This window comes from Leptolyngbya iicbica LK (assembly GCF_004212215.1).
GTDB lineage: Bacteria > Cyanobacteriota > Cyanobacteriia > Phormidesmidales > Phormidesmidaceae > Halomicronema > Halomicronema iicbica.
Window position 1 is genome coordinate 159148 of the sequence record NZ_QVFV01000006.1, and the last position, 22878, is coordinate 182025.

General features: G+C 52.8%; 20 protein-coding genes. 6 read left to right on the plus strand and 14 right to left on the minus strand.

Annotated elements, in window-relative coordinates; genetic code table 11:
• Positions 1–15: 15 nt before the first annotated feature.
• The 3 genes from DYY88_RS19345 to DYY88_RS19355 form a co-directional block, all read right to left on the minus strand.
• Entirely contained in the window at positions 16–444 is a 429-nt protein-coding gene (locus DYY88_RS19345; protein ID WP_039725494.1) for a photosystem I reaction center subunit II PsaD, read from the minus strand.
• 185 nt (positions 445–629) lie between these two features.
• Positions 630–2702 (minus strand): DICT sensory domain-containing protein, encoded by a 2073-nt coding sequence (locus tag DYY88_RS19350; RefSeq protein WP_063776158.1) that lies wholly within the window; start codon positions 2700–2702, stop codon positions 630–632.
• Positions 2703–3000: 298 nt separating this feature from the next.
• The gene (locus DYY88_RS19355) at positions 3001–4392 is read right to left on the minus strand and encodes an ammonium transporter (RefSeq protein WP_044150969.1); all 1392 of its coding nucleotides are present in this window, start codon (positions 4390–4392) and stop codon (positions 3001–3003) included.
• Positions 4393–5785: 1393 nt separating this feature from the next.
• Here DYY88_RS19355 and DYY88_RS19360 point away from each other — a divergent pair.
• On the plus strand, positions 5786–7960 hold the full coding sequence (locus tag DYY88_RS19360; RefSeq protein ID WP_039725496.1) for a glutamine synthetase III family protein: 2175 nt from the start codon (positions 5786–5788) through the stop codon (positions 7958–7960).
• A 434-nt stretch (positions 7961–8394) separates the two neighbouring features.
• On the opposite strand, the gene pcrA is transcribed toward DYY88_RS19360, so the two are convergent.
• The 3 genes from pcrA to DYY88_RS19375 form a co-directional block, all read right to left on the minus strand.
• Entirely contained in the window at positions 8395–10752 is a 2358-nt protein-coding gene (pcrA, locus tag DYY88_RS19365; RefSeq protein WP_039725497.1) for a DNA helicase PcrA, read from the minus strand.
• A gap of 138 nt (positions 10753–10890) precedes the next feature.
• The gene (locus tag DYY88_RS19370) at positions 10891–11229 is read right to left on the minus strand and encodes a type II toxin-antitoxin system PemK/MazF family toxin (protein ID WP_207223357.1); all 339 of its coding nucleotides are present in this window, start codon (positions 11227–11229) and stop codon (positions 10891–10893) included.
• 14 nt (positions 11230–11243) lie between these two features.
• Positions 11244–11501: a hypothetical protein gene (locus DYY88_RS19375; protein WP_039725498.1), complete on the minus strand. Its 258-nt coding sequence runs from the start codon at positions 11499–11501 to the stop codon at positions 11244–11246.
• A 136-nt stretch (positions 11502–11637) separates the two neighbouring features.
• On the opposite strand from DYY88_RS19375, the gene DYY88_RS19380 reads away from it, so the two are divergent.
• The 3 genes from DYY88_RS19380 to DYY88_RS19390 are packed head-to-tail and all read left to right on the plus strand — an operon-like array spanning position 11638 to position 13962.
• Positions 11638–11913 carry a UPF0175 family protein gene (locus DYY88_RS19380; RefSeq protein ID WP_039725499.1) on the plus strand — a complete coding sequence of 92 codons (276 nt, stop codon included), beginning with the start codon at positions 11638–11640 and terminating at the stop codon, positions 11911–11913.
• 52 nt (positions 11914–11965) lie between these two features.
• A complete protein-coding gene (locus tag DYY88_RS19385) occupies positions 11966–12295 on the plus strand; it encodes a Pepco domain-containing protein (RefSeq protein WP_039725500.1) in 330 nt (109 codons plus the stop codon).
• Positions 12295–13962, plus strand: coding sequence for a GUN4 domain-containing protein (locus tag DYY88_RS19390; protein WP_052288236.1), 1668 nt, complete (start codon positions 12295–12297; stop codon positions 13960–13962). Before DYY88_RS19385 ends, DYY88_RS19390 begins: the two co-directional genes overlap by 1 nt.
• Before the next feature lie 259 nt (positions 13963–14221).
• On the opposite strand, the gene DYY88_RS19395 is transcribed toward DYY88_RS19390, so the two are convergent.
• On the minus strand, positions 14222–14488 hold the full coding sequence (locus DYY88_RS19395; RefSeq protein ID WP_236146301.1) for a nucleotidyltransferase family protein: 267 nt from the start codon (positions 14486–14488) through the stop codon (positions 14222–14224).
• Between the two features lie 344 nt (positions 14489–14832).
• On the opposite strand from DYY88_RS19395, the gene DYY88_RS19405 reads away from it, so the two are divergent.
• The gene (locus tag DYY88_RS19405; protein ID WP_039725501.1) at positions 14833–15273 is read left to right on the plus strand and encodes a DUF6036 family nucleotidyltransferase; all 441 of its coding nucleotides are present in this window, start codon (positions 14833–14835) and stop codon (positions 15271–15273) included.
• Positions 15274–15447: 174 nt separating this feature from the next.
• Positions 15448–15792: a hypothetical protein gene (locus DYY88_RS19410; RefSeq protein ID WP_130199530.1), complete on the plus strand. Its 345-nt coding sequence runs from the start codon at positions 15448–15450 to the stop codon at positions 15790–15792.
• A 108-nt stretch (positions 15793–15900) separates the two neighbouring features.
• On the opposite strand, the gene DYY88_RS19415 is transcribed toward DYY88_RS19410, so the two are convergent.
• From DYY88_RS19415 to DYY88_RS19445, 7 genes are all read right to left on the minus strand, one after another.
• On the minus strand, positions 15901–16941 hold the full coding sequence (locus tag DYY88_RS19415; RefSeq protein WP_130199531.1) for an aldo/keto reductase: 1041 nt from the start codon (positions 16939–16941) through the stop codon (positions 15901–15903).
• A gap of 314 nt (positions 16942–17255) precedes the next feature.
• Entirely contained in the window at positions 17256–17912 is a 657-nt protein-coding gene (locus tag DYY88_RS19420; protein WP_201278929.1) for a 2OG-Fe(II) oxygenase, read from the minus strand.
• A gap of 203 nt (positions 17913–18115) precedes the next feature.
• Positions 18116–19483, minus strand: coding sequence for a bifunctional folylpolyglutamate synthase/dihydrofolate synthase (locus DYY88_RS19425; RefSeq protein ID WP_044150985.1), 1368 nt, complete (start codon positions 19481–19483; stop codon positions 18116–18118).
• Positions 19484–19594: 111 nt separating this feature from the next.
• Positions 19595–19933: a P-II family nitrogen regulator gene (locus tag DYY88_RS19430; RefSeq protein WP_039725503.1), complete on the minus strand. Its 339-nt coding sequence runs from the start codon at positions 19931–19933 to the stop codon at positions 19595–19597.
• A gap of 235 nt (positions 19934–20168) precedes the next feature.
• Positions 20169–20903 carry a hypothetical protein gene (locus DYY88_RS19435; protein WP_130199532.1) on the minus strand — a complete coding sequence of 245 codons (735 nt, stop codon included), beginning with the start codon at positions 20901–20903 and terminating at the stop codon, positions 20169–20171.
• A 585-nt stretch (positions 20904–21488) separates the two neighbouring features.
• Positions 21489–22343: a universal stress protein gene (locus DYY88_RS19440; RefSeq protein ID WP_039725505.1), complete on the minus strand. Its 855-nt coding sequence runs from the start codon at positions 22341–22343 to the stop codon at positions 21489–21491.
• A gap of 344 nt (positions 22344–22687) precedes the next feature.
• Positions 22688–22876, minus strand: coding sequence for a hypothetical protein (locus DYY88_RS19445; RefSeq protein ID WP_130199533.1), 189 nt, complete (start codon positions 22874–22876; stop codon positions 22688–22690).
• Between the last annotated feature and the right edge of the window lie 2 nt (positions 22877–22878).

Sequence of the window (22878 nt, forward strand, 5' to 3'; positions counted from 1 at the left end):
ACAGTCGATCCAGGCTTAAACCTCGTAAGGCTCCTTACCACTAAACTTAATGGTTGCCGGATCGGGGTTCTTGCCGATGCTACGGTCATTGCGGTTGACCGATTCGCGCCCTTCATTCACCTTCTCGGGGAACACGCCATCTGCTGGATGCAGATACTGAGTTTCGCCGCTGGGGTAAATGCGATAGATTTTGTAATCTTGGATTCTGGGCTTGAATTTGGTGCGGAGTTGAGCGCCTAGAGCTAGGCACTGTTCTTTACGCGCCAAATACAGTAAGTTCTCGCCTTCATTCATGATGGCGGAACCACCCGTGGGCATTTCAAACACTTGCTCTTTCGAGCTCGTCCAGGTAATCGCGTATTTTTCTTCGACTGCTGCCGCTGTCAGAAGACCGCCAGTGCTGCCGCCAAATTTAGGAGTTTGTCCAGTCAGAGTTTCTGCCATAAAACGTTTTCTCTCAACCGTTTTGAGGCATCCTATCACCGGCCAAGGTCGCGTTTATCGAGTTATTGAGGAAAAGTAACAGTTCTTCAGAGTTGCTCTCAGCTTTATGAAGGATCGGCAGGATATTGGGCGATCGCCATAGCGATGCCCCGGTCGCGATCGCGGTTGGCACGACCACGCACAGATCACTCGAGAATGTACGGATTACGGCGTTCTAGCTCGCTGAGCGAGAGCTCGGCTTCGTCGAGATCGTCTTCGAGAATCAGGCTGCCCCGGTCATGGCGAACATGCAGCGCGGCGCGACCTTCGGCGATCGGTAACGTAAAGTGAAATTGACTGCCGTGGGATTTGCCTGCCGAGGTGGCCCAAATTCGGCCCCCCAGCCCTTCCACGATTTGGCGACACATGGCCAAACCGAGCCCGGTGCCCCCAGTGGTACGACGCAATGCCCCTTCCTCTTGATAAAAGCGATCGAACACGGCTTCCAGCCGATAGGGCTCAATCCCCCGACCGGAGTCGGCGATGGTGATTTGAATCATGTCTTCATCCACCCGCTGGGCTGAGATGGTAATCGTGTCGCCGGGGTCGGTGAACTTGCAGGCATTATCCATAAGTTTCACAATCACTTCGACGACCCATTCCCCATCGGCTCGGACCATGGGCAGTTTTGGTGGCAACTCGACTTTGATTTCAATCTCCGGAAAATGGCTACCATGACGGGCCTGAACGCTGCTGAGGGCCAAGTCGATACACTCCAGCAAAGACAGCGCCTCGAAATTCCATTCAATGCGTCCGCTTTCCAAGCGCGAGAGCGTGAGGAAATCCTGTACCAGTTTGCGCATCCGCTCGGCGTCATCCAACGCTGAGGTCAGCATCGTGTTGCGCAACTTATCCGGCATGTCGGGCTCAGTGGCCAAACTTTCTAAACACACCTGAATGGTTGATAGTGGGGTGCGCAATTCGTGTCCGGTGATGGCAATCAAATTGCTGCGAGTCCGTTCTAAGGCTTCGAGCTGCTGGTTGAGGTCTTGTAAGTGCGCATAGGCGTCGGCCTGGATGATGGCTACGCTCAGCTGTGCGGCGACGGCTTCGACTAAAGCTAAGTCGTCCTCACTCCATTGATGGGGCTGTTCTTGACAGTGATGCAGCTCAATCATGCCGAGCAACCGCTGTTGATAAACCAACGGCACCAGCGCCCAAGAGCGAATCTGCCACTCTTCAACTAAATAGTTCACAGCATCTAAGGCAGTGGACAGCGATCGCGGCGGGTCTTGCGTGTCAGGAATCACGAGCATTTCGTGTTCCTTCTGGATGCGCTCTAGTAAGGGATTATCGGCAATGGGCCACTCGACGTTCAGCAAAGAGGGCATCTGGGGCTGGCGAAATTCGTGGTGAATTTCGATGTCGGGTCGCTCGGTATGGCAGCGATAAATAATACAGCGGCAGATGTCGAGGGCAGGCCCCAGCTCTTGTACTGTGATCTGAAATAGTTCTTCGGGGTCTAACGATCGCCGAATGGCTGACGTGATGGAGTTGACTAAACGCTCGCGGCGTTCTTTGACCGCGATCGCCCGATAAGCCTTGAGCAACTTATATTGACCCGCTTGCAGATAGGTCACTAACCGCTGAGTAAAAGGATCAACACCAGCACTGCCAACCTCTATCGCTTCTGTCGGCGGCTCAGTGAGGTGATAACGAACTTTTGCTGCCTGAATTTTGGGAATCAGTGTCGCGTCATAACCGGCGATTCGATCTAGCAGTAAATTGGCGGCCTGATGACAAATGCCGCTTTCTTGGGTCCAAACGCCCTCAAATCGGCGCGTTTGGTCTAAAGCAGGAGCCCCAGGAGGCGTGATCGCAAGGTCTGAGTTTTGCACCAGATCACGCTCACGACAGATCAAACAGGCACTGTAGTTGTCACCAATCACCACCAGGTGCCATTCTTGGCTGAGCGCATCGTCGGGCTCAAAGGTAATGGTGGCATGCTGCTCAGCGGCATCGTCAAAGCTAGTGCCCGCTGCCGAAAACACATAAACCTGATCGCTAATGTCGGCAATGCGTTGATAACGACTGGCTTCCTGACGATAAAATCGCTCCTGCTGAAAACTGGCGATCACTAAAGGCTGTTCCATCCCAGCGAGCACTTGATCCTCCATCGCATGGGATAAGGCCGTGAGGGAGGTCTTAAAAAATAGCTGCGATCGTAGTTGAGGAATTGCTTGCAGCAGTTGCTCGACAACAGAATCGGGATTAGGCATGGATGCAGTAACGAGTCGAAACAGCCAGTGGCAAACTAACGTTGCTGCCAATAGCCAGCAGCTAAAACCTACCCAGCAAATAAATTGAGGTAAGCGCAATTAGGCCAATCATACGCTTCTGTAAAACACCCTAGCAGCCAGACTCCCTGAGGATTAAGGATTTGTTACCAAATTGCTTGGTCGACAGGCATACCAGGGCTCAGCCATCCAGTAAAAAGGAGGTGCCAGCAAAGCTGCTGACACCTCCTAGGGAGTCAATATCGGTAAATTAATCCCGACTTGTCATCACCCAGACAGGTTAGGAGATTCCACCCATGTCGCTGGTGTCTTTGAGGAAACCACTGTAGGCTTCCATACCGTGCTCACCGATATCCAGACCCTTCATTTCTTCTTCGGGGTCTACGCGAATGCCCAAAGTCGACTTCAGAACGACCCAAACAATGGAAGTAAAGACAACTGTGAACAGGCCAATGCTCAGGATACCGAGGATCTGTGCCCCTAGCTGACCGAAGCCGCCGCCGAAGAATAAGCCACCTTCAGTAGCAAACAGCCCCACAGCCAAGGTGCCCCAGATACCGCAAACCAAGTGTACGGAGATAGCACCAACGGGGTCATCGATTTTGATGCTGTCAAAGAAACCAACGGAGAACACGACGATGACGCCAGCAATCAAGCCGATGATAATCGCGCCAATGTAGTTGACACCGGCACAGCCAGCAGTGATACCGACCAAGCCAGCCAAAATGCCGTTGATGATCATTGACAAGTCAGGCTTGCCATTTAGCGCCCAAGCGGTAAAGGTTGCCGCTACGCCACCAGCAGAAGCAGCCAGAGTGGTCGTGACCGCGATAAAGGGCACAGCAGTGCTAGCCGCTAGTTCAGAACCGGGGTTAAAACCATACCAGCCAATCCACAAAATCAAGCAACCGAGCATCGCAATGCTCATGTTGTGACCCGGGATAGCATTGACGCGATCGTCTTGGTACTTACCAATCCGAGGCCCCAAGAAAGCCGCACCCATCAGGGCTGCCCAACCACCAACCGAGTGCACCACGGTGGAACCCGCAAAGTCAGAGAATCCAGCCGCTCCGAGCCAGCCACTACCACTCCAGACCCAGTGGCCAGTAATGGGGTAAGAAACCCCCGTGAGCAGAATGCTGAAAATCAAGAAGTCGGTAAACTTAATGCGCTCAGCGACAGCACCCGACACGATGGTCGCTGCAGTTGCCGCAAAAGCAGCCTGGAATAAGAAGAATGTATCGATCGTCAAGCCGGCGCCTTCTTCTAATCCATAGGTCTCGGGGGCACCAGTCAAGAAGAAGCCGCCGCCACCGATAAAGCCATTACCGCCGCCAAACATTAAGGAGAAGCCGATCGCCCAGAAAGCTAAAACAGCCAAACCAAAGACAATCAAGTTCTTAGAAAGAATGTTGACTGCGTTTTTTTGCCGACAGAAGCCGGTTTCCAACATACCGAAGCCAGCGTTCATGAAGATCACCAGCACGGCACAGATAAACACAAAGATATTGTCAAGCACGGTCTGCACGTCAGCAGCCGTCATTTCTTCTTGGGCATAGGCAGCCACGCCCCAAACACCCAAGATTGTCAATGCTAGCGGCACACAAGCAACCCACTTCCAGCCGTCACGACGACCAAAGTAGGACTGCACCGCTTCAGAAATAGGAGGCACGTTAGCGCTCCAGAAAGACGACTGACGCCGCTTCCGAGAACGCCCTTTCTTACGAAGTACTAGTCTAGACATTTCCAAAAACGTCCCTTCAACACAAATCAGACAGCAAACGCAATCTCATCAGCAACAGATTGCTGCGTCAGAGAAAGCCCTGAAAATCCTCGAAGTCTGGCGACTGTAGTCGTCCGATCAATACCAGCAGCTAGCATAGTGCTGAAAGAAAACCATGCCCTGTAGACAAACCGTGACGGATACTGGCCAACCACACTCGTTGAGTATCAAGATTCCACCAATTATGACGGCAATGAGCTGTATCGCAAGTTACATTTCTGCAAGCGCCACTTTATCCAGCCGGGATCCATCAGTTGAGATGAATGTCGGCCAGATGTCAGGAAGCTTTGACCTCAAATCGTTTGACCTCGTTGGCTTCCTTTTTGGAGAGATTAATAAAGCAGCTCATATATTTCTTCGCTAACTTTGCGATCGCGGCTTTTACCTTGAAATTAGTGAGTCGATCATGATGCCGATGAGGTCGTCGTCGATGACCATCATGGCCGTTAGCAAGCATCCCCGGCGCCAAAAGCTGACCTAACCTGCTCACCAATCCCAATACTGTCTCGGTTGGGCAGGTAGGGCGATCGCCCCGCAAACACGGCGTTCTCTGGTCTTGTTGCTCTCTCCATTGGCAAACCATCCATTAGCAAACCATTCTGCTAGTTGTTTTGCGCCTGCCTCTGGGTTAATCATCCTGAGGCCCGACGTTAGCCAACTAGGGTGCTGAGAGGCTGATAAGTCCTTTGTAGTCAGCGGCACAACCGGATTAGAGCCCCCAGACTAGGATGCTGCTAGTCAAGCAATCGCTTGAATTACTCCATAGACTGGCGTTACCGATGCAAAGGATAGTCTGCGGTGTTGGGACAGCCCATAGATGCCATCCGATTGGAGTCTTTAGGTGACAACGGCATTTGCAGCGTTGCTGAGTGTGAGTAACGCCATTTTCTGAAATCATTCCAGCCGCTTGAAACCGACAGTCCATAGTTGCAGTTGCGGCTTAAGGCAATGAACCAACTGGTCATTCATGCCATCAATCATCCATCGGTTGATCATCAGGTGACAGTCAGATTGAACAGATGGTTGAGCTTCTATTCCTACAGATTTAGTCAAGAGGTTTAGTCAAGCACTAGGCGTCACCTGTTGAATGGATGCTTGGACCGTGTAAGTTACGGCTTTGACGGGTTCTGCAGGCAGCCTTTTCGGGACTTCGGTGTTGCCTGGCGAGACTCCAACTGCCGCATATCTGCACCTACATCTGAGCCATTTGGTATACCTGCGGTCTATTTCAAACTGCTTAATTGCTTACTATCAAGCGATTGGCCCTTTGAGGAAATTAGTTATGAGCGGAAATGCAGCTCGGGTTCAGGCGATTCATCAAATCACTAACCGCAAACCGACGCCACCTAAATCTCCCGAGCGTTTGGAAGAGATCTGGGCCGAGAATGTTTTTAACTTGCAAAAGATGCAGGCGAGCTTACCCAAAGCGGTCTTCAAATCGATCAAAAAGACCATCATGACGGGCGAAAAGCTGGATGCCTCCGTAGCCGACTCGGTAGCAACGGCCATGCGCGACTGGGCAATGGCCAAAGGGGCGCTGTATTACGCTCACGTGTTTTATCCTATGACTAACCTCACCGCCGAAAAGCATGATGGCTTTATCTCGGTGCAGGGAGATGGCAGCGTTATTTCAGAATTTTCTGGCAAGGTGCTAGTCCAGGGAGAACCGGATGGCTCATCCTTTCCCAATGGTGGCATTCGCGATACGTTTGAGGCGCGAGGGTACACCGCTTGGGATGTGACCAGCCCAGCTTACATCATGGAGACAGACAACGGTTCGACCCTCTGCATTCCTACCGTATTCGTTTCTTGGACGGGGGAAGCTCTGGATAAGAAGGTGCCTTTGTTGCGCTCGATCGCCGCGATGGACAAAGCGGCTCGTAAGGTCCTGACGCTACTGGGCAACGACGAAGTCGCCCCGGTGAACTCCAGCTGCGGTGCGGAACAAGAATACTTTTTGGTGGATGCCAACTTTGCCAGCCAGCGCCCTGATTTGCTGTTGGCAGGACGGACGCTGTTTGGTAAGGCCCCGGCGAAAGGCCAAGAATTTGATGATCACTACTTTGGGGCGATTCCCGAACGAGTGCAAGTCTATATGCAAGACGTAGAGGAAACCCTTTACAAGTTAGGGATTCCGGCCAAAACCCGGCACAACGAAGTGGCTCCTGGTCAGTTTGAAATTGCGCCGTTCTTTGAAGCCGCCAACGTCGCCAGTGATCACCAGCAGATGATCATGACGGTGCTCAAGTGCAAAGCCAAAGAGCACGGCTTTGTGTGTCTGCTACATGAGAAGCCCTTTGCGGGCATCAACGGTTCGGGTAAGCACGTTAACTGGTCGGTGGGCAATGCCACCCAGGGCAATTTGCTAGATCCCGGCGATTCTCCCCATGACAATGCGCAGTTTCTAGTATTTTGTGGAGCCGTGATTCGGGGTGTCCATAAGTATGGCCCCCTGATGCGAGCGGCGATCGCGACCGCCAGCAACGACCACCGCCTCGGCGCGAACGAAGCGCCACCCGCGATCATGTCGGTTTACCTCGGCACTCAGCTCGAAGAAGTTTTTGATCAGATCAAAACCGGCTCAGTCTCGGAGTCGAAGCACAAAGGCGTGATGGATCTGGGGCTGAGTTCTGTACCGCCCTTGAGTAAGGATGCGGGCGATCGCAACCGCACCTCACCCTTTGCCTTTACGGGTAACCGCTTTGAGTTCCGGGCCGTGGGCTCTAACCAGTCCGTAGCCGGGCCACTGATTGTCCTTAACACCATACTGGCCGACTCGCTAGAGTGGGTGGGCAATCGCCTCGAAAGCGAACTTGGCAAAGGCACCGAACTCAACAGCGCCATCATCACCGTACTGAAGGAAGTGATGGAACTGCACGGCAACGTGATCTTTGGCGGCAACGGCTATTCCGAAGAGTGGCACACCATGGCGGTAAATGAGCGGGGACTCGCCAACCTCCCCACGACTGCCGATGCGCTGCCCGTCCTCAAAGAGGAGTACATCGAAGATCTATTTAAGAAGACGGGCGTGCTCACCCCGGTAGAGCTAGAAAGCCGCTTTGAAGTCTACGCTGAGCAGTACATCCTCTCCATTGAGGTGGAAGCTAAGCTCGTTATCAACATGGCAAAAACGATGATTTACCCCGCCGCAGTGGAGTATCTCTCTAAACTGTCGTCAACTATCACGAGCCTTTCTAGCCTCGGTGTGAGTTTGGAGGCGAGTAGTGCCCAAACGGTGGCTAATCTCGCAAGCGCCATGATGAAAGACGTCAGCGCCTTGAGCGAGGCTTTGGCAACGCATGACTTTGCCACCACCGAAGACCATATGAAGCACTGTGCCTTTACGGTGCGGCCATTGATGGATCAGGTGCGAGAGTCGGGCGATGCCCTCGAAGGCGAAATCGCCGATAGCTTCTGGCCCTTGCCGACCTATCAAGAGATGCTGTTCATTAAGTAACTCTTGGGTCAATCTCAAATCGTGACTGCAAGCGCCCAAAAAGCTTTGGGCGCTTTTTTATTGGGTGTCATGGCGGCATAGGTCGTGGGCAATGCAGAGTTGAGAAAGGTGGGCGATCGCTCCCTTAAACACTGGCAGCCACTCCCCGCGCATCGAAAATCTAGCTGACATCAAGCTGTAATTCGGGAAAGGTCGGGGAGATGAGGCGATCTCCCCGCCTCACCATCTCATCACAACCAGGAACTAAGTACTTGTTTAGCGTGCCGCTTTAGCCCGGAATTGTATCCTCTCCGGGGAGGGGCGATGGGGTGGGTTGGTGAAGTCGATGGCCGATATCTGACCCACCCCGCCCTGCGGGCACCCCTCCAGTGGAGGGGATCGGCCGTTGCCGAACTAACGCTAAACACATCCGGAACTAATGACTTTGCCGCCACTTACTCCGCCCGCTGCAACTTCGTCAGCTTCGGGTCGATGATCTTGCGCCCCTGATTAGGAAACTTCACCGCGAGGCAGATCTTATTGCCTGCGCCGAAGATATGGGTCACCTCCCCCGCACCGTAGGAGGGATGCACGACGACATCCCCGGCATTCCAGTCAAATTCGTGAGCGCCGCTGCCGGGTTTAGCGGCTTCCTCCCGTTCCGATCGCGCATCGCGGATGGGAGTGGTCATGCGTTGGGGCATTCCCAGACCAGAGTTGGTGGTGACATAGTCCACCGGCAGCTCACCGAGAAAGAGGGACGGGCTAGCGGGTTCGCGGTGACCGTAGAGGCGACGTTCCCGCGCGTAGGAGATAAACAGCCGCTCTTTGGCGCGGGTGATGCCGACGTAGCAGAGGCGGCGTTCTTCTTCCGTCGCGGCAGGATCTTCGAGCGATCGGAAGTTGGGGAACAAGCCCTGCTCCAGCCCGACGAGGAACACCACGGGAAATTCCAACCCCTTAGACGAGTGGAGGGTCATGAGGGAGACGCGGTTGTTGCCTTCTTCCATGTTGTCCAGGTCAGAGGCGAGAGACGCATTGGCGAGAAAGGCGAGGAGGGAGGGGTCGTCGTTTTCTTCTTCAAATTGCAGAACGGCGTTGTAGAGTTCCTGCACGTTGCCGATGCGATCGTCCGCTTCTTCGGTACCTTCGGCTTTCAGCGCCTCAATATAGCCGGAGTCTTCCAGCAGTTCTTGAATGATTTCGGAGCCTTTGGCGTTATCGAGTCTTTCCCGATATTTCTTGATGATGCCAGCAAACTCCAGCACGCCCTTGGACGATCGCCCCGCCAGGGTTTTCACCGACCCCTCATCACTCAAAATTTCCCACAGCGGACAGCCCAGGGTTTGGGTGGCTTGGTCAAGTTTGTCGAGGGTGCCTTTGCCGACTCCGCGCCGTGGCACGTTGATCACCCGTTTCAGGCTGACGGTGTCGTCGGGGTTGGCAATGGCACGGAGGTACGCCAGCACGTCTTTGATTTCGCGGCGATCGTAGAAGCGCAAGCCGCCCACCACCTGATAGGGTACGCTGTAGCGGGTCAGAATTTCCTCAAAGGAGCGAGACTGGGCGTTGGTGCGGTAAAGGATGGCGAAATCGCCCCACTTCAGCTCCGGATTCTGATACTCCAGGCTGCGAATCTGGCCCACCACGAAGTCCGCTTCATGGATTTCGTCGTCCGCTTTGTAGCAAAAGATGGTTTCCCCTTCGCCCCGCGTCGCCCGCAGCACCTTTTCGATGCGCTCGGTGTTGTTCTCAATGATGTAGTTGGCGACGTGCAAAATATTGGAGGTGGAGCGATAGTTTTCTTCCAGCTTCACCATCGTGCGGGTGTCGTCGTCCGGCAGCCCATCGCCAAAGTCATCCTGAAAGTTCATCAAGATGGTGAAGTCGGCAGCCCGGAAGGAGTAGATGCTCTGGTCAGCATCCCCCACCACAAAGGTGGAACGATTGCGCCAGTCGTTGAATTTCGCCATGTCTTCGCCGTTGGTGGTGAGCAGGCGAATCAAGTCGTACTGGGTGCGGTTGGTGTCTTGATATTCATCCACCAAAATGTGACGAAAGCGGTTATGCCAGTAGCCCAGCACCGACTCGTTTTGCTGAAACAGCTTGACCGGAATCATGATCAGGTCATCAAAGTCGAGGCTGTTGTTGGCGGCGAGGGCTTTTTCATAGTGGCGGTACACGTCCGCGATCATGCGCCCCCGGTAGTTGGGCTGCTCTTTTTCGAGATCGGCGGGGGTGAAGTTCTGGTTTTTGGCGTTGCTGATGGCGTAGCGCACCGAGCGCGGGTTGAACTTTTTGTCGTCCAGGTTTAAGTCTTTGGTGACAATGGTTTTCACCAGGGTCTGGGCATCGGATTCGTCAAAAATCGAGAAGGTCTTTTTCCAGGTGTAGCCGTCGGGGTGCTGGTATTTTTCAATGTCGAACCGCAAGATGCGAGAGCACAGGGCGTGAAAGGTGCCGATCCACAGATATTTGGTGACGTTTTTGTAGACGTGCGATCGCAGCTTAGTCTGCTCGTACTCCGGTAGCGCCGACAGCGATTTGCCATGCTTCGCCTGGGCTTCCTGCTCAGCAAACAGCACCTCAATCCGCTCTTTCATCTCTTTGGCGGCCTTATTGGTAAAGGTCACCGCCAGGATATTTTCCGGGTCAACTCGGTGGTTGAGCACTAGGTTGGCAATGCGGAAGGTGAGGGCGCGGGTCTTGCCCGATCCGGCTCCCGCCACCACGAGCAGGGGGCCGCAGAAGTGCTCGACCGCAGCACGCTGAGAGGGATTGAGCTTAGCAAGGAAGTCGGTGGAAGCCGTCATGGGCAAGGGGCAAAGTGGGGGGCAAACATCCCTTAGTATGACATCCCTAACCAATTTGAAGGATTAGCTGGCAAGCATCCTAGATGCGTCTCTGCTTTAGCTTGCTAGAAGGCATTGAGAGCTGTGGAGATGAATTCCTTATTCCGCGTAGTGACTCGGTTCCAGCAACAAATAAAGACCGTCGAGAATTTGGCGTACTCGTTGTGGTGACAGGGTGCCGATCTTTTCATCGAGTTGACTGCGATCGACGGTAAACACTTGAGAGATGTTCACGACGCTTGGCTTAGAGAGATTAGCTTCCCCCTGATCAAGCAACACATTGCCGGGGGCTTGAGCGCGTTTGAGGTTTGAGGTAGGCGCACACACGACCACGGTGCGAATGCGGCTGTTGTTGAAATCGTTGTTTTGAATAACAACGTGGGGATGTCGATAGCCGGGGGCTGAGCCAATAGGATCGCCTAAGTCAACCCAGTAAATATCGCCTTACTGGACTACCATTCCCCTTCCACTAAATGGCGGTGACTCGTCCGCATTGCCTGGATTAAGCGGGTCTCATCTTCATCCAGCTCATCTGCATAGGCCGCGTTGATTTCGGCGACCAGATCAGGTCGTTTTCGGTATCGCCGGATAAAGTCTTGCAATGCCAAGGTAACCAACCGACTCCAAGAAATCTGAAGTTCCTGGGCGAGAGTCTGGGAATCGTTGATGAGCGATTCTTGAATGGGAAGGCCAGTCGGTTGATCTGCCATAGGGTTGTAAAAAATGACTGAGGCGATTACTTGAAGCTTAGCAAAGGAAAGGGAATTGGAGGTTTGCGGGCAAATATTCCTCAGCATAATATCTACTAGAATTGGCTAGACTTCAAAAGTACCGAATCCTTTATTAATGACTCAAGGTCAACCCATCACGACCAGCATCACTCTGAACTTGCCTGAAACCGTTTTTTCGGCGCTGCGTAAGACGCCGGATGAATTTGCACAGAAAATGCGGATAGCGGCGGCAGTCAAATGGTACGAACTGGAGAAGATTTCTCAGGACAAGGCCGCAGAAATTGCTGGACTAACTCGCGCTGAGTTCATTCAAGCCCTATCGCGCTATCACGTCTCCCCCTTTCAATACACTGAGGCAGATCTTGTGAGAGAAATGGAAAATGCCGACTAAAACCAAGTTACTTGATTTCTCAGATATTTTGTAGAAGAGAGGAATAATTCTTATGGCCAATACAATTATTGTCGTAACAGAGGACATCCCTGATGGTGAAAAAGGACTATGGGGAGATGCACAAAATGTTGTTCGTCGCCTTCGTGAAGTTAAACTGCCAACTGATTTGCTAGAGCAGAACATGCTGACGTTTTTGCAGATGGTAGGCGGAATGTTTACCAAAGTAGATACAGCGATTGGTGCTGAGGCTGATCTAAAGTTAGATGAAGTGGAATTATCTGTTGAAATTAGTACAGAAGGAGAGGTTAAGCTTGTGGCAGGTGGAAAAGCTGCTGGAAAGGGCGCAATCACGCTTAAGTTCAAACGAAATGACCCAACCTAATGCCTCGTAATATCGCTCTTGTTATTGGCATCAATGAATACGAGGAGCTCTCGTCTCTAAACTATGCTGAACGGGATGCCGAACTCGTTGCCGAATTTTTACATGATATGGCAGGCTTTAATGCTGATAACGGCGGCGAAGTTTGCTTATGCACTCACACCTCACCTAAATATGATGGATTCGCAACCCAACCGACGAGGAAATCACTGAGAAAAATCCTGCGCAAACGTTTTGAGCGAGAAAGATTTTTAGGCATAGAAGATAGTTTTTGGTTCTTTTTCAGCGGCCATGGCATTCGCCATTGTAATAAAGACTATTTAATGCCAATTGATGGTGATCCTGAAGAACTAGCGGAGTCTGCCATTGAACTGAATTATGTTATTGAACGGTTGACTCGCAGTGGCGCAGGCCAAATTGTTGTGATTTTAGATGCCTGTCGAGTTGAAGGAAGAAAGATCAGTCAACTTGATTTTGGGCAGGATGTCCCTGAAGGAGTAACGACTATCTTTTCGTGCGCAGCGAGTGAAGCATCTTATGAAGTTGGGGAACCAATTTATCAAAGCACTTTTACTTATACGCTCTTACAAAGTTTTAGGAAACAGCAAAAAAATGGTCTAACTCTCTTACAATTAGAGCAGTATTTGCAGACTTACGTGCCGCAGCTTAATCAGCAACACAACAAACCAACTCAGAAACCTAGTATCAAGTGTGATTTTGTTTCAAATGGCGGCAAGATTTTACTACCTCACTTACGTTTTCCACTCACCGTTTCTTACCCCAAAGAGAGTTTCGTAGATAGACATGACGTTAGCATCTCACCTTCTATAGCGAGAGATGTTCCCGTACCGTCGAACGACTATATAGGTGACATTAATAAGCTTTTGGAGAACGAAAAACGAATATTAGAAGAAATTTATGTTTTTTGGAAAAGGCATGAAAAGGTAGAGATTTGCAATGGTTCGCTTGCAGAAGCCTTGAGACTAAATATTAAAGAGGTCACAGATTATCTTGAGGACTTTGTTGCTCAAGGCTTAATGAAGCTAGAGGACAGTACTTTAGATGAATATTGTGTGAGGTTAATCCCACATGGTATGAGACTGCTAAATGAACTGTGCCAGGATGACCTTAGTTCTGCAAAAGGGATTGACTACAGGCAACTTCGAGACTTACTACAAACTGCCCAGTGGCAAAAAGCGGATAGGGAAACTGCACATCGAATGCTAGAAGTAGTAAGGCGTCGTGAGGACGACTGGATCAGGGTAGATGAAGATGAGATGAGCAACTTCCCATGCACTGATTTAATGACGATCGACCGGTTGTGGATGAAATATAGTAGTGGTCAATTTGGCTTGAGCGTTCAGGCTGATATTTGGCAGCAGTTAGGAAGCCCCTTAGATTTTAGTAAAGGCTGGGATCGTTTTTGTGTCCGCGTAGGATGGCAAGATGCTGAGGCTATTCAGTATTTAAGTTATGAAGATCTACATAATAATTTGACATTCCCCGCCATAGGGAGCTTGCCTTACAGTTGGTGGGTGACTGGTTGGAATAAATTTCCCGTAAAACAACCCATTTCACGTTCTAAAGATGGGAAAAGTTCTGTAAGAGTTGTCTGTCGAGGAATAGGATTTATCCTTTTATCACGCATCGGGACATGCAAACCGTTATGAATAGATAATTTAGATCAAACCAATTATGTAGTTTGACGTGATTGAACTTTAGAATGGCACCTGAAAAATCATCGGCCCAATTCTTGACTGCTGCTTCCACTATCTGGAGGTCTCTTATGACAGTGTCAAACATTGTCTTGCCGAAGTAATTCATTCAAGGATAAATCAGCAGTATAGTGCAGAATTTTATCGCAGCTTACCAAGATGTCATTGCCATAAAGCTGAACACTACACTACGCGACACGAATCGCCTCTTGCTCTACTGTTGCTTGAATTTCGTCGCGAAGCATTTTCTTCGTCGCCACATCAACGGATACGCCGAGTAAATCTTCAAGGTAGAACTTGAGATCCATGTGGCGATCAAAAAGGTGGCTTGTCCTTTGAATTCTACAAGTACGTCCAAATCACTGCTGTCCTGGGCTTCATCCCGCACCACAGAACCAAACATTGCTAAAGACTCGACTCCGAAGTCTGCTAAGGTGGCGTGGTGTTTTTGAAGCAGGTTGATAATGGCGTGAAGTTCCATAGCAACCAGTATATTGCCTTCGTTGGGCGTGCGATCGCAACGCCGCAACCACGCGAGTTCGGGAACTTTGGAAAGCAGGAGATTTTGAGGGGAGGGGAGCGATCGCACTCAACCCATCACAAACAACGTGCTGTCATGCAAAGGCTACAATGTCAGTAGTTAAAAGGTGATGGCGATCAAGACAGTGAGTGGTATGGCCGCTTCTCGCGCTAGAAAGTTAGTGATAACCAAGACGAGTTTAAGAGCGCCCAAGCAAGACGTACAATACTGGCGATCGCAGCCTTACGCTACCCGCCTAGCCGCTCTCGAAGAAATTCGTCACGACTATCATCTCTGGAAGTACGGTGCTGAACCCAGATTTCAAAGAGTTTATTCAATTACTAAACGCTAATCAGGTTCGTTATCTGGTGATTGGCGGCTATGCGGTCGCGTTGCATGGTTATCCCCGTTACACCAAGGATATTGATATCTGGATTGAGATGACTCCAGAAAATGCCGAGAACATGATGAAAGTTTTAGCTGAGTTTGGCTTTGCCTCTGTCGATTTACAGGCTGATGATTTTTTAGTCCCTGATCAAGTGATTCAGTTAGGTTATCCGCCTAGTCGTATTGACTTAATCACAACACCCGATGGAATTGACTTTGGGAATTGCTACGCATCTCGTTTGCAAGTTGAAATGGGCGGAGTAACCGTCAATTTTATTGATCTAGGCAATCTTAAAGTGAACAAACGAGCTTCTGGGCGTCTTCAAGATCTTGCAGATTTAGAAAACCTGGAAAATTGAATCAGCAATGTTTCGCAATTCTGGAAAGCAGGAGATTTTGAGGGGAGGGGAGCGATCGCTAGAGAGGGACGCGCAGATATTTCCATCGAATGGCTGGTTAACATTGCTTAATCAACCTCGTTAAGCTTCAGTAGTTGCACAATACTCATAAATTTTCTAGGTATGTTGAACTGCTTGAATTTACTGCGCTCATTCACTGGTCGATTGGTCTTAGGTTTGGCCGTTGGCATTTATGGTTTGATGTTTGCCGTGGCTAGCCCCGTCTCAGCTGACAATTTGGCTGGCGGTGCAAAGTACATGACTGCTGATGGCAAAGATGTCACTGCCATGGTGGAGTGCCTGCCTGAAAGTCTGAGTGAATCCGATTTGGATCGGGCCTTACAGGAATCCGGGAATGACTTTCTGGAAAAAGTTTTCGATCTCAAGTCTGACTACGACGACTACGAGCTTGACTCGACGGAAGTGGCTCTCTTGACTTGTATGCAAGAGAAAGGCGTCACTCCCCAGGTGAAACAATAGAGCTGAAATTGAGTAATTAAACTAGCCGAGCCCTGGTTTCTGACGGAACTAGAGCTCGGCTTTTAGTTGAAGGCAAGATGGGTGGGGAGCGATCGCACGCCTCAATCCCTACGACCAACGGCGAAAGAAATTAGCCTCTTGCCAGACTTGGGCGGTGCGCTGTTCCATCGCCAACAGCTGGTCGGTGGTGAAGGGCTCAAAGCCTCGCGCGGCCTCCAAGTTTTCGGCTAGCTGCTCAGGAGTGTCGGCCGCCACGATGCAGCAGTGAACTTGGGGCTGCGACAGAGCATACCCCAGCGCTTCCGTCATACCAGACAAGACGCCGGGTTGGAACAGGCGACCATAGGCAGGCACCTTCATGCCGATGATGCCTGTATTGTGCTGCTGGGCGACGGGCAACACGTGATCAATGAAGGGCTGAGGGGTGTGGCGATCGGCTGCGTTAATGGGAATCAGCGCCGTATCAAACGGATACCGATTCAACGCTTTGACAAAGATTTCGGGATTGTTGTGGCCGGTGATGCCGATCGCGCGAATGATGCCCTGTTCTTTCGCCTCTGCTGCCGCTTTGATGGCTCCTTGCTGTTCGTCCAGCAGGGTATCGACATCCCAGTCGTAGGTGATGGCGTGAAATTGCCACAGGTCAATGTAATCCGTCTGCAACCGCTGGAGAGACTGTTCGAGCTGTCGCCAGGCTTCGTCGCGATCGCGGCGGCTGGTTTTGGTCCCGATCATCACTTCGGAGCGCACCGCTGGCAGCACTTTGCCCAGGCGTTCTTCACTCGGGCCATAGTTGGCGGCGGTGTCAAAGTAGCGAATGCCCCCTGCATAGGCCTGCTCAATCAGGGCGATCGCTTCGGCTTCTTGGCCCCCACGGGATAGGGGTGATGCAGAACCGCCTAAGCCCAAAACTGGCACGGTGAGCGGCGATCGCCCCAGCGTCCAAGTGGGCAGGGGCGTGGTTGGGGCAGGGGCGATCGCGGCAGAACTAGCAACATCTGATGCGGCGACATCGGCACTAACCCCATCTGGCGCAGCCACTACGGAGGTCGGCTCTGTACGTTTGCAGGCAATACCGCTCATCACCGCGCTCGTGGCGGCTAGGCCGGTATACAGAAAGCGGCGACGGGTGGAGAAGGCTTTACTCATGGCCTGAGCCTGGGCTGATAGTAAAACGACTGATGCCGTTCCATCCTGACAAATATTGGCGTTGACGGCAGGGGCGATGCGGGGCTAAATCGGTAGTCTTTCTGCAGATGTTGATTCGACAGGCTGATTTTGGCCGCTCCCCCGACCTGCCGCTCCAGGTCAGCCAGGCTCCAGCCTTCATGCAATCTGGAGGGAGTCCCCGATATACGGTCATCAGGCGGCAGTTGCCCAATGGTCATTGACCGCTGACCCGGGCGATCGCGGCTCGGCGCTGAGTGGGAAAGGGGAGGCGCGATCGCCCACCGACTCTGCGCCTATTTGGGCGGATCCAGGTTCACCCCCAGGTTGGTGTTGACGCGGAACCAGCCGGCAATGCTGCAGCGCGGCTTCTGGACGGGCAACACCTCGTGGGGAAAGACTTCGCTCAGGAAAATGACTAGCTTGCCGTAGGTGGGCCGGATGGTTTCCAGGAGGGTTGACTGGTCGCTATACAGCAATAGCTCGCCGCCGTCTTCGGGCTCCCAAATGGGATTGAGGTATAGCACCGTCGAGAGAATGCGATTGGTTTCGCCCTTAAAGGCATCGACATGCTGGCGATAAAAGGCCCCGGTCGGGTAGTAAGCATAGTGACATTCGTAGCTGAACAAGCCCAGGAACAAATGCCGATTGAGGTGCAGCCGGAGCTGTTCCATCCACTCCAGGTAGGCTTGGGTGGCGGGATGCAACCCGTCTAACCAGCGAATTTCGTCGCCGCGAATGCCTTTGCGCACCTGATAATCATCGGCGCGGCCAGTACCAGCGGGTTTAAAGTCTTCGCTATTGAGGGCTTTGAAATGCAGTAGCAAACTATCCACCAGCGGCTCGGGCAAGGCGGCTGGCAAAATCACATATCCAGTTGTGGCAAGCTGCTGTGCTATCTGCCGAAAACCGTCTTCGCCTGACAGTGACGGTAACGCTGATCGAGTTTTCAACCGAGTCGTCCTAGATGAAGGGGAGAAATAAGCTTCAATATACGCAAAAAGTGCCCACCTTAATTGGTGACATACCGCGATCGCTCGCCCCGTCGGAGGATGCCGATGAGCTGGCGCTAAATTTCAGCATGGCGAGCAGATGGATGATGAGCCGCTGTCGTCGCCCTATGACTCAAGGAAGGCGATACAAATGGGTTATGGATTTACCCGTTGCGTTGCAGTTCGGTCTGGAAAAAGTGACCAATCAGATACAGTGACCCACACAAGACGCGCACCGTCTCGGGGTCGGCGGTGGCTCCGGCGAGGCCCGCGCTGAGGGTGTCATAGGTAGTGCAGGATGCCAGTTGAGGACAGACTTGCTGAGCGATCGCCTGCAACTCGGCTGGGGGCATGGTGGCATGACCGGGCACTGGCACCAAATGCAGGCGATCGCCGGGCAGCAGCAGCACCCGCAACACATCGGCATGGTCTTTGGTCGACAACATGCCCATGAGCCAGGTGGTCGTTGGGGGCAGCGGTGAGGGCAAACCGTCGGGCAGCGGCCACAGCGCAGCGGTTGGGGACTGCGCCCCCCGTTGTAGGTCGTCCCGATATTGCCGCAGGGTTAGTGCAGCAGCAGGATTGTGCGCCCCATCGATGAGCCAGGGGTAGGGCTGCCCATCGGGAGCCGACCAGGTCAGCCATTGCAGGCGTCCAGGCCAACGAGCTTGGGCCATGCCCGATTGAATGGCCTCGTTGCTGATACGCCACCCCTGGTCCCGCAGGGCCTCGAGAGTGGCGATCGCGATCGCCGAATTAATCTGCTGGTGCGCCCCCAAAAAAGGCAACCGATAGCGCAAAGGCGGTTCGCCCGGCATGGCGGCAGGATAGGTGGCCCAGCCATCGGCAGCCAGCGTGGCGATCGGCGGACGCCGGACGGGACAGCCCACTGCCTGCGATCGCGCCATCACCACCGCTTCAGCTTCGGCAGGCAACGGGCCAATGACGGCGGGGCAGCCGGGTTTCAAAACTCCGGCTTTTTCGCCCGCGATGTCCGCCAGGGTGGGGCCGAGGCGCTGCCAATGTTCACGACTGAGGGAGGTGATGACTGAGACCAGCGGCGCATCTACGACATTGGTGGCATCTAACCGACCGCCCAGGCCCACCTCGATCACGGCAATATCGACTGCTTGCTGGGCAAAAAATAGCCAGGCGGCGGCGGTCAGCACCTCAAACTGGGTGGGCGTTTCGGTGTCGGAGGCGATCGCGGCTTCGACCTGGGCCAAGGTCGCGGCGAGGATGTCAGGAGCGATCGGCTGTTCATTCACACAAATGCGCTCACACCAACTCACCAGGTGCGGCGAGGTGTAGCGCCCAACCCGATAGCCCGCTTGGGTGAGCACGGATGATAAGTAAGCACAGACCGAGCCTTTGCCATTGGTGCCCGCCACATGGATGATCGGCACTCGCTGTTGAGGATTGCCCAGCGCCGCTAGCAGTTTTTGAATCCGCTCTAAGCCCAGATGCACCCCAAAGCGACCATATTTATCGAGTTGCTGGCTGATCTGCTGGTGGGAGACATCGACGGTCATAGCGACTGGAAGGGGCGTTCACGCATGAATTCAGGTCAAAGAGAAACCTCTGCCCCTCAGACCGACTGACTGAGACAGAGGTTAGACGGGAAGAAAAAGCCGAACAGCGACCTAAACCGCTTCGGTATTTTCTTCGCCGGTGCGAATGCGAATGATGGTATCGACGGGGGAAACGAAAATTTTGCCATCGCCAATCTCACCCGTGCGAGCCGCTGCGATAATTTTTTCGGTGACCATGTCGACCTGATCTTCGTCGACCACGATCTCAATTTTCAATTTTTGCAAAAATTCGACGGTGTATTCTGAGCCTCGGTACCGCTCAGTTTGGCCCTTTTGCCGGCCAAAGCCGCGCACTTCAGAAACAGTCATGCCGACGATGCCCGCGTTCACCAGGGCAATCTTGACTTCATCCAACTTAAAGGGACGAATAATCGCTTCGATTTTCTTCATACGTTTTAGGCTCCACACAACCACTGCCAATATGCAGTGCAGCCCTATGTCTAGCGAGGGCTACGGTCACAATACTGTAAATTCCACTGCATTTCGTTGGCTACGTCACATTTTGCTCCGCAACTGGGGGCGATCGCGCCACCGTGGAGTGGATTATGCGCACAAAAAAAATTCTCGCTGCTCCCCTCTTATCGTGATTAGGGAACAGCGAGGTCACTGGAATTGATGGGCACCATTAGCGATTGAGCAAGGGGCGCATAATCAAGAACCCGGCTCCGAAAGCGGAGACCACGACCAACAAAATCGTGGTCGCCAGCCACAGATTCCCAAAATCAGAGCGCGATGCGACCTTGCTCAGAGGGCGCGCTTCTTCCGGTTGCTCCGTAAATAAGCGGTAGGGTTGCGCTCCCGGACCGGGGGGTCGATTGAGATCGCGCTTCTTGCTCTTCGGGTGCGGCACGATCGCACTATTGACTCCGTTGGCGGTTCCGGGGCGCTCACACTTGCGCGGGGCGGCGGGAGGCGATGTCGGAGCCGCCATAGAGGGGGCTGCCGTCGTGGAAGCCGCAGGCGTTTCGCTGGGTGGACGCGGAGCCGCAGGCGGTGGGGTAAGCGGGGGCGGCAGCAACTCCTCGTCAGGATTGGCAAACAAATCTGCCGAGGCCGGCGGCGCGAAAGCTTCCGGTGAGATCGGATGGGTTTCAGCGGGCATCACCCCCGCAAAATGGCCCAACTGCTCAGCCGATTGCACAAACCGATGAATCTCAGTCCGCAGCAGCTGATTTTGTCGGAGTAATTGTTGATTTTGCTGAGTCAAGGCATCCAATGTGGATTGGGTCGTCTTGAGTTCAGCGGCCAATTCTCGGTAAACGGAAATCGGCACCGAGGGCGCATAGCCGACATTGGCAACAGGGCGACCTGTTTCTGCCACGGCATAAAGTTGGGAATCTGAATTAAGAGGAGCGTTCATTAGAATTAGTTCCGAAAAACGCGATACACCGACAATCGCCGCACAGAAAATATCGTGAACGAAGGCTTCAGTTTGACGAAATACAAATGGGAAACTCAAGCGAACTTGATTCCGCCCAAAGCGTATCGCAAAAACTTGAAATTGCAACCAGTTGACACAATTTCTCGTGAAACGGGACGGTGCTAGCCGTGGTCGGCACAATTCCGCGTCAATTGGCTTATTCTTTGGCTCTCACCCTCAATCCCTCTCCCAAGGTTGCGATTCATTTGACATCAGTCGCTTAAACCAATGACAACCACAACTTCTCAACACTGCCTGCACGACTCAAACCTCACCGCCTGCGGCACCTCTCCTTCGGAAGGAGAGGTTTAATCACAGACGGGTGAAACGCTTTCTCGCATCTGATCAGAATTCCAGTTCCTCTCCTTAGCAAGGAGACGTCAGGTGAGGTTCTAGAGCTCTGACAACTGCCATCATCGATCTCTAAAACTGCTCATTGCAAAGCGATACAGCCACTTTTGCATCAAGAAAAGCCCCAAAAGGAAAGAGGGACTTCAAACCACTAGCTCCCCTGCTAACAGCGGGTTAGTTGGCGATGCGGGTGAGCAAGACTGGGCAAGGCGTGTAAACCCGCACGTAGTCAGACAGCGATTCGCCCAGCAGGCGATCGAGGTCGGGCATGCCCTTAGCAATGGAGGGGCGGCGATCGGGGGAACCAAGGATGATCAGATCCACATTTTTATCGTCGGCCAGTTGGCAAATACGTCGACCCGCTTTGCCTTCGGGAGCGGCCAAGGTTGTCTTCAGGCCATAGCGCTTAGCTTCGGCGGCGGCGGCGGTGAGCACGGGGTCTTTGCTGGGGTCAGGCTCAGTCTCATCAAAGGGCCGGGCCTTGAGGTTCGAGACGGTGTGAACCAAGACGAGCTCGCCGCCGCTCACATCGCGCAGCAGGTTGATGCCCAGCTTTAACCCCTCTTGGGCTGAGTCTGACTTATCCATGGCGACCATAATCCGCTTGATCGGGCGAATGCTGTAAAGATCATCTTTCACCAGCAGCATGGGCCGCGACGATAGCTGAAACACGTACTGACTGACGGAATTATCCAAAATGGCTTTCAGCCCTTTTAAGCCGCGTGAACCCATGATGATCAGGTCGGCTTCAATCTCTTTGGCGACTTTGATCACCACATCTTTGGGGTCGCCCTCACGCAACATGGCGGTCACATGGCCCGGATCAAGATTCAGATTTTTGATGGCTTCGGCCAGCGTGCGGCCCCCGGCTTCCCACTTTTCGGTCATGCTCTCGGCGGAAACCTGTGGTGGCACCACGTGCAATACGGTGATGTTGGCTCGCTGAATCAGCGGAATTTCCATCAACACTTTCATCATTGCTTCGGTGTTGCCGGTGCCAGAGTCCGCTAAAAGAATTTTTTCGATCATGATGACCTCATTCGGGTGCGCCGCTTATCAGTGGGGCACAGTGAACAAAAGAGTTTTCTTTAATTAGTGGAAACGCATGTAAAACCCGTGTGAGATAAGGGTTTTGCGTTCCATGTCAATAATAGACATCTGGCTTCACGCAGTTTTGAACGATTTCATAATTCGTAGTAACCGATCGCTCCCCCCCCCTACCTGTTCACGTGCAGCTTGCCTGCCGCGATCGCCCAGGCAATCAAACCATCAGTATCGACAACAGCCTCTCGACGCAGAGGGACCGGGTGCCTTGGGTCGGACTTAGTTCGTTGCCTATCGTCTTACTAGAAGGCACCCGGTCCCTGACACCCTTAAAAGGAGAGATCGCCCTTCCGACTCTCAATCACGGCTTTGATGCCCTGCTCGACGTTGAGCCACGCCGCATCGCGATCGCGGGGTGTCGTCGTCGCCAGAGCTAATTCCTCCAGTGATCGCGTCGTACAACTGTATTTGTTAATTTGTTGATGGAAGGGGGGCGATCCCACATCTATTAGTTTCAAGG

Excerpts from the sequence above, each read along its gene's own strand:
- DYY88_RS19345 (WP_039725494.1), bottom strand. The coding sequence starts at position 444 with ATGGCAGAAACTCTGACTGGACAAACTCCTAAATTTGGCGGCAGCACT.
- DYY88_RS19350 (WP_063776158.1), bottom strand. The coding sequence starts at position 2,702 with ATGCCTAATCCCGATTCTGTTGTCGAGCAACTGCTGCAAGCAATTCCT.
- DYY88_RS19360 (WP_039725496.1), top strand. The coding sequence starts at position 5,786 with ATGAGCGGAAATGCAGCTCGGGTTCAGGCGATTCATCAAATCACTAAC.
- pcrA (WP_039725497.1), bottom strand. The coding sequence starts at position 10,752 with ATGACGGCTTCCACCGACTTCCTTGCTAAGCTCAATCCCTCTCAGCGT.
- DYY88_RS19375 (WP_039725498.1), bottom strand. The coding sequence starts at position 11,501 with ATGGCAGATCAACCGACTGGCCTTCCCATTCAAGAATCGCTCATCAAC.
- DYY88_RS19380 (WP_039725499.1), top strand. The coding sequence starts at position 11,638 with ATGACTCAAGGTCAACCCATCACGACCAGCATCACTCTGAACTTGCCT.
- DYY88_RS19385 (WP_039725500.1), top strand. The coding sequence starts at position 11,966 with ATGGCCAATACAATTATTGTCGTAACAGAGGACATCCCTGATGGTGAA.
- DYY88_RS19390 (WP_052288236.1), top strand. The coding sequence starts at position 12,295 with ATGCCTCGTAATATCGCTCTTGTTATTGGCATCAATGAATACGAGGAG.
- DYY88_RS19395 (WP_236146301.1), bottom strand. The coding sequence starts at position 14,488 with ATGGAACTTCACGCCATTATCAACCTGCTTCAAAAACACCACGCCACC.
- DYY88_RS19415 (WP_130199531.1), bottom strand. The coding sequence starts at position 16,941 with ATGAGTAAAGCCTTCTCCACCCGTCGCCGCTTTCTGTATACCGGCCTA.
- DYY88_RS19425 (WP_044150985.1), bottom strand. The coding sequence starts at position 19,483 with ATGACCGTCGATGTCTCCCACCAGCAGATCAGCCAGCAACTCGATAAA.
- DYY88_RS19430 (WP_039725503.1), bottom strand. The coding sequence starts at position 19,933 with ATGAAGAAAATCGAAGCGATTATTCGTCCCTTTAAGTTGGATGAAGTC.
- DYY88_RS19435 (WP_130199532.1), bottom strand. The coding sequence starts at position 20,903 with ATGAACGCTCCTCTTAATTCAGATTCCCAACTTTATGCCGTGGCAGAA.
- DYY88_RS19440 (WP_039725505.1), bottom strand. The coding sequence starts at position 22,343 with ATGATCGAAAAAATTCTTTTAGCGGACTCTGGCACCGGCAACACCGAA.